General features: G+C 66.5%; 6 protein-coding genes and 1 tRNA gene. All 7 read left to right on the forward strand.

Features of this window, described 5'->3' with window-relative positions; all coding sequences use genetic code 11:
* The first annotated feature begins 9 nt into the window (after positions 1–9).
* Positions 10–1,473, forward strand: a complete 1,464-nt coding sequence (locus VOI27_RS16520; RefSeq protein ID WP_323766514.1) for an aldehyde dehydrogenase family protein — start codon at positions 10–12, stop codon at positions 1,471–1,473.
* 3 nt (positions 1,474–1,476) lie between these two features.
* Positions 1,477–1,926 carry a deoxycytidylate deaminase gene (locus VOI27_RS16525; protein ID WP_323766515.1) on the forward strand — a complete coding sequence of 150 codons (450 nt, stop codon included), beginning with the start codon at positions 1,477–1,479 and terminating at the stop codon, positions 1,924–1,926.
* 167 nt (positions 1,927–2,093) lie between these two features.
* Positions 2,094–2,729, forward strand: coding sequence for a DUF1007 family protein (locus tag VOI27_RS16530; RefSeq protein WP_323766517.1), 636 nt, complete (start codon positions 2,094–2,096; stop codon positions 2,727–2,729).
* Positions 2,711–3,595, forward strand: coding sequence for a hypothetical protein (locus tag VOI27_RS16535; RefSeq protein ID WP_323766519.1), 885 nt, complete (start codon positions 2,711–2,713; stop codon positions 3,593–3,595). The genes VOI27_RS16530 and VOI27_RS16535 overlap by 19 nt, the downstream gene beginning before the upstream one ends.
* A 218-nt stretch (positions 3,596–3,813) precedes the next feature.
* Complete coding sequence (locus VOI27_RS16540) at positions 3,814–4,737, forward strand: MYG1 family protein (RefSeq protein WP_323766521.1); 924 nt, start codon at positions 3,814–3,816, stop codon at positions 4,735–4,737.
* 51 nt (positions 4,738–4,788) lie between these two features.
* Positions 4,789–4,865: transfer RNA gene (locus VOI27_RS16545), tRNA-Arg, on the forward strand.
* 560 nt (positions 4,866–5,425) lie between these two features.
* The gene (locus VOI27_RS16550; RefSeq protein WP_323766523.1) at positions 5,426–5,977 is read left to right on the forward strand and encodes a hypothetical protein; all 552 of its coding nucleotides are present in this window, start codon (positions 5,426–5,428) and stop codon (positions 5,975–5,977) included.
* The last annotated feature ends 94 nt before the right edge of the window (positions 5,978–6,071 follow it).

Below are 6,071 nucleotides of genomic sequence, written 5' to 3' on the forward strand. Positions count from 1 at the left end.
CGCATTGAGATGACCAAACACGAAACCCTCTCCGGTCTTGGCAAGCACGACAACCTGATCGGCGGCCAATGGGTCAGCTTTGACAGCTACAGCGACAACATCAACCCGTCCGACACCAACGACGTGATCGGCAGCTATTCCTACGGCGATGCCGGTTCGGTCGAAATGGCGGTCGAGGCGGCCAGGGCCGCGCAGGAGAGCTGGGCCGACAGCACCCCGCAGGCCCGCCATGACCTGCTGGACGCGGTCGGCAATTCACTGGCCGCACGGCGCGAGGAATTCGGCCGGCTTCTGGCCCGCGAAGAGGGCAAGACCCTGGCCGAAGGCATCGGCGAGACCATGCGCGCCAGCCAGGTGTTCAAGTTCTTTGCCGGCGAGGCGCTGCGCCAGAGCGGCGACCTGCAACCCTCGGTCCGGCCCGGCATCGATGTCGAGGTCACCCGCGAGCCGGTGGGCATCGTGGGCCTCATCACTCCTTGGAACTTTCCCATCGCCATCCCGGCGTGGAAGATCGCCCCGGCGCTGGCCTATGGCAACTGCGTGATCCTCAAGCCCGCCGACCTGACGCCGGGCTGCGCCCATGTGATCGCGCAGCTCCTGCATGAGCACGGCTGCCCGGCGGGGGTGTTCAACCTTGTCATGGGCCGCGGGTCGACCGTGGGCGAGGCGATCGTGACCCACCCCGAGATCGCTGCCATCTCCTTTACCGGCTCGGTCGGCACCGGCAATTACATCGCCGAGGTCTGCGGCAAGCTGAAGAAGAAGGTCCAGCTCGAGATGGGCGGCAAGAACCCGATGGTGGTGCTTGATGACGCCGACCTGTCGGTGGCCGTCCCGGCCTGTCTCAACGGCACGTTCTTCTCCACCGGCCAGCGCTGCACCGCCTCGTCGCGGCTGATCGTGCAGGAGGGCATTCACGATGCCTTCGTGACGGAGCTGACGAAACAGATGCGCGCGCTCAAGGTCGGCGACGCGCTCGACCCCGAGACCCAGATCGGGCCGGTGGTCGACGCGCGGCAGTTGCAGTCGAACCTCGAGTACATCGAGATCGCCCGGTCCGAGGCCTCGGAGGTGATCGGCGGCCAGCGGCTCGAGCTGGACACGCCCGGCTTTTACCAGGCGCCGGCGCTGTTTCTGGGCACCGACAACACCATGCGCATCAACCGCGAAGAGATCTTCGGCCCTTGCGGATCGGTCCTCAAGGTGGCCGATTTCGACGAGGCTCTGGCGGTGGCCAATGACACCGAGTTCGGCCTCTCGGCGGGCATCTGCACCGGCAGCCTCAAGCTGGCGCGCGCCTTCCGGCGGCGGGCCGAGGCGGGCATGGTGATGGTCAACCTGCCGACCGCGGGCGTCGATTACCACGTGCCGTTCGGCGGGCGCAAAGGCTCGTCCTATGGCGCGCGCGAGCAGGGGCGCTATGCGGTGGAATTCTACACCACCGTCAAGACCTCTTACGTCTTCGCGGGCTGAGCGATGGCGGATCAACCTGCATGGGATGCGCGGTTCTCGACTCTGGCCGATACGCTGGCCGCCTGGTCAGAGGATCGCGATTTCCACGTCGGCGCGGTGATCGTCGGCCCCGCCAACGAAATCCGCGCGACAGGCTACAACGGCCTGCCGCGCGGCGTGTCCGACAGCGACAACGCCCGCTTTGACCGGGCCAGCGGCGAGAAATTCTTCTGGTTCGAACATGCCGAGCGCAACGCGATCTACAATGCCGCGCGCGGGGGCACCGCGCTTGAGGGCTGTACGATCTACATCAACCGCTACCCCTGCGCCGATTGCGCCCGGGCGATCATCCAGAGCGGCATCGCCCGCATCGTCTGCCCACCAAAGCCCGAGCACGACGGCGCGCTCGACCACAGTTTCGACGTGTCCGAAGTCATGTTGCACGAGGCGGGCGTCCCGCTCCGCTCTCCCTGAGCGGGGCGTCCGAGATTGGCCGCCACAGCCCGCGCAGTGCCCTTGTGGCCAAGGTCCTGCGCGGGCTGGCAGAATCTCGCGCACCGCCGGCCTTGGTTCTTGCCGCGAGCGGTCGCGCGCTCCTATAGGACAGCATGGTTTTGCGCGCGCTTCTGTCCGGTCTTGTCATGCCTGCCCTGCTTGCCGGCGGGGCCGAGGCGCATCCGCATGTGTTCATCGACGCCGGTTTCGAGCTGGTGTTCGACAGCTCCGGCCATCTCGAGGCGGTCCGCATCGACTGGGCCTACGACGATTTCTATTCGCTGATGCTGATCGAGGAAAACGGGCTCGACGCCGATGGCGACGGCACGCCCGAACCTTCGGCGCTGGCGGCCTATGCCGGTCAGGACGTCGACTGGGAGGCAGGCTTTCCGGGCGACTTCGTGCTGACGCAATCGGGCGTCGAGGTGGCGCTCGCCCCGCCGGTCGATCACCTCGCGCGGTTCGAGGCGGGGCGGCTCGTCACCTCGCATCTGCGGCCGCTCGCCCGGCCGCTCGACCCGAGCGCCGGGACGGTCGCGGCGCGGGCCTTCGACCCGGCTTATTTCGTGGCTTATGACGTGCCGGACGCGCCGACGCTGGCGGGGCGAGAGGATTGCCGGCTCGACCGCGAGCCCGCCGACCGCGCCGCGGCCGAGGCGGAGTACGGTGACCAGCTGGCCGCCGTCGACCAAGGCTCCGACCCGTTCGCGGTGGTCGACCTGCCGGATATCGGCGTGATGTTTGCCGACCGTTTCGTGCTGTCATGCGCCGCCTCGTCCTGATCGGGCCCGCGCTGTTGCTGGCCGGCGGGCTCTGGGCGCTGGCAAGCGGCGTCGACCACGATGTGGCGCGCTGGGCCGCGGGCTGGCAGCGCAGCTTCCAGACGGCGCTGGCCGGCGGGTTGCGCGCGCTTCGTGCGGGCGAGCCGGGGGCCTTGGCGGGGCTGTCGGGGCTCTGCTTTGCCTACGGGTTCTTTCACGCGGTGGGGCCGGGGCACGGCAAGTTCCTGATCGGCGGCTACGGCGTCAGCCAGTCGGTGCCGCTGCTGCGCCTGTCGGTGATCTCTCTGCTGGCCTCGCTGGGGCAGGCGGTGACGGCAATCGTGCTGGTGCTGACCGGGGTGACCCTGCTGGGCTGGACCCGCAGCCAGATGACCGGCGTGGCAGAGACCGTGATGCTGCCGATCAGCGCGCTGGCCATCGGGCTGGTGGGCGTCTGGCTGGCAATCCGCGGCGCCGGCAAGCTCTGGCGGGTGCAGTTCCGCGAGGACCATGGCCACTCCTGCGGTGCGGGCTGCGGCCATCGCCACGGACCCAGCGCCGAGGAGATCCGCGAAGCCGGCGGGCTGCGCGATGGCCTGGCCCTGATCGGCAGCATCGCCATCCGGCCCTGCTCGGGCGCGGTCCTGCTGCTTTTGCTCACCTGGCACATGGACATCCTCGGCGCCGGCATTCTCGGGGCGCTGGCCATGTCGAGCGGCACCGCCGCGCTGACCGTTCTGGTGGCGGCCGGCAGCGTGCTGTTGCGGCGAAGCACGGTGTTCTCGCTGCAAGGCAGCGCCGGGGTCGCTGTCGTCCTGCCCGTGATCGAGGTTCTGGCCGGCAGCGCCATCCTGTGGATATCGCTGCAGATTTCCGGGCTCTTCTGACCTCGGCATGGATACCGTGATCGGGCAGGGGGCCAGCGCCCGCCACCGCCGCGACCCTGCGTTGCGCCCGCCCATGCGTCGGCCACGTGCCTTGTGACCGCGGCGCGCGTGGTCGCTCCCACCCCGGTCGGGCTTGTCTTGTCGGAACGGTCTGTGTAAGCCGCGCCGGGGTTGGCGGACGCGAGCCCGCCCTTCCATCCCCGGCCGGAGCCTGACCGATGCCCATCACCCACCTCGTCACCCATTCCGGCGGTTTCCATGCCGATGAGCTGCTGTCCTCGGTGGTGCTGACACGGCTGTATCCGGAGGCGCAGCTGGTCCGGTCGCGCGATGCGGCGTGGATCACGCCCGGCGCGGGCCGGCTGATCTATGACGTCGGCCGCGCCTATGATGCCGCGGCGGGGATCTTTGACCATCACCAGCGCCCCAACCCGCTGCGCCCTGACGGACAGCCCTACAGTTCCTTCGGGTTGATCTGGCACCACTTCGGCCGCGACTACCTGCGCGCCCTAACGGTGCCAGAGGCCAATATCGACGAGATCCACCAGAGCCTCGATGCCGGATTCGTGCTGCCGGTCGACCTGATCGACAACGGCGCGCTCGAGCCTTCGGTGGCCGGTCCCCTGGCCGGACTGACCCTGCCGGTCCTGCTGGAGACGCTGAAACCGGCGTTCGACGACCGCGGGACGGATGCCGACGACCGCGCCTTTGCCGATGCGCTGCCCGTCGCCCGCGCTTTCGTCGAGGCGGCGGTCCGGGGCAAGGCGGCCAAGCGCCGGGCCGGTGCCATGGTGCAGGCGGCGATTGCGCAGGCCGGGGCCTCGCGGGTGCTGGAGTTGCCGATGGGCATGCCGTTTCGCGCGGCCGTCGAGGCGGCGGGGGCCGATCACCTGCTCTTCGTGGTCCACCCGCGCGGCGACGACTGGGCGCTGACCACCATCCGCAAGCGCGGCGACGGCTTTGAAAGCCGGGCCGATCTGCCGGCGGCCTGGGCCGGTCTGACCGATGCTGCCCTCGAGGCGGCGAGCGGTGTGCGCGGCGCGAAGTTCTGCCACAACGCCCGGTTCATCGCGGTGGCCGAAACGCGGGCGGCGATCCTCGAGATGGCCGAGCTTTCTGTCGCCGAGGCTGTCTCCGGCTGACCGGTCGCCTCTTGCCCCGCCGACCAAGTTGCGGCAAATACAGGGGGCAGCGGTCCCGTAGCTCAACTGGATAGAGCACCTGACTTCTAATCAGGATGTTGGGGGTTCGAGTCCTCCCGGGATCGCCAGCCCCGAGAAACAGTTGCCAACTAACGAAAAGTGTGCGCAAAAGGCCGGTTTTTCGTGCACACACTTGTCAATAGTAAACTTCAAATATTACAGGAATTTTATACAAGAGCATGATAGTAATCGGTTTTTTCGCGACAATCAGGCCGTATGGCGTTCACAGCTTTGAGCGTCGCATGGTGGTCAAGGGGGCCGCCCTTGATAGGGCCGGTGAAGGTGAGGTCGTTGCTTCACCTTCGGCGAGGAGGTTGCCTCCAGGGAGGAAACAGAGCTCACTTGCGCAGTCTTAGCGGGCCGGCAGGCCCGACTAAGGCGAGTCTCCAGACCATGTTGCCCGAGCGGCGCTTGTCAGCCTATTGCGGTTGTGTTTTCTGCGGTAGAGGCCTCAATCCCCTCCGAGGCTGAAGGCTTGTGCATACCCAGCACCGGATTGGACGTCTGAAGCCCGGAGCGAATGAGAATTGTATGCGAGCCCCCACACTTTTAAGTAACGAGTGAGAAATTCTGTTTACACCATTGCCTCAACGCTCGCAAAGTGACGCAGGGAGGCGGAGAGCATAACATGGCAGAGGTAGCAATATCGCCTGACGTGCTGGAATGGGCGCGCGAGCGCGCCGGCATACCGTTCGACATGCTCGCCAAGCGCTTCAAGAGATATCCTTCCTGGATCGACGGGCGAGGCAGCCCGACGTTCCAACAACTCGAAACCCTTTCCAGTGTCCTCCATCTACCGATGGGCATGTTCTTCTTGCCTGAGCCCCCGGAAGAGAAGCTGCCATTGCCGGACTTCAGACGTATTTCGGAGCCCGAAGTTCAACGTCCGAGCACTGAACTAATTGATACGATCCACATCTGCCAGCGGCGACAGAGGTGGTATCGTGATTACCTCGCTGGGTCGGGCTCCGAAACACTCCAATTTGTCAGCTCTGCCGAGGTCGGCGATCAGCCCGCAGTAGTCGCGGGCCACATCCGCACAACACTGAAACTCGAAGTTGGAAGCCGCAACGAAGCCGCAAACTGGGAAGAGTTCCTGCGCCGCTTTATTTCTCTTGCAAGAGACGCAGGTATCTTGGTGATGATCAATGGCGTCGTCGGAATGTCAACGGCGGAGTAAAATCCGGCCACGTGGCGGCGCAAAACCAGGCCAGTGGCGGGGCGCCACGCGCCATTGCGCGCGCGCTTGTCATATAGCTGGCGCGTGCCATGGC

It is taken from the genome of Marinovum sp., from assembly GCF_034669705.1.
Classification (GTDB): Bacteria; Pseudomonadota; Alphaproteobacteria; order Rhodobacterales; family Rhodobacteraceae; genus Marinovum.

Excerpts from the sequence above, each read along its gene's own strand:
- VOI27_RS16540 (WP_323766521.1), top strand. The coding sequence starts at position 3,814 with ATGCCCATCACCCACCTCGTCACCCATTCCGGCGGTTTCCATGCCGAT.
- VOI27_RS16535 (WP_323766519.1), top strand. The coding sequence starts at position 2,711 with ATGCGCCGCCTCGTCCTGATCGGGCCCGCGCTGTTGCTGGCCGGCGGG.
- VOI27_RS16520 (WP_323766514.1), top strand. The coding sequence starts at position 10 with ATGACCAAACACGAAACCCTCTCCGGTCTTGGCAAGCACGACAACCTG.
- VOI27_RS16550 (WP_323766523.1), top strand. The coding sequence starts at position 5,426 with ATGGCAGAGGTAGCAATATCGCCTGACGTGCTGGAATGGGCGCGCGAG.
- VOI27_RS16530 (WP_323766517.1), top strand. The coding sequence starts at position 2,094 with ATGCCTGCCCTGCTTGCCGGCGGGGCCGAGGCGCATCCGCATGTGTTC.
- VOI27_RS16525 (WP_323766515.1), top strand. The coding sequence starts at position 1,477 with ATGGCGGATCAACCTGCATGGGATGCGCGGTTCTCGACTCTGGCCGAT.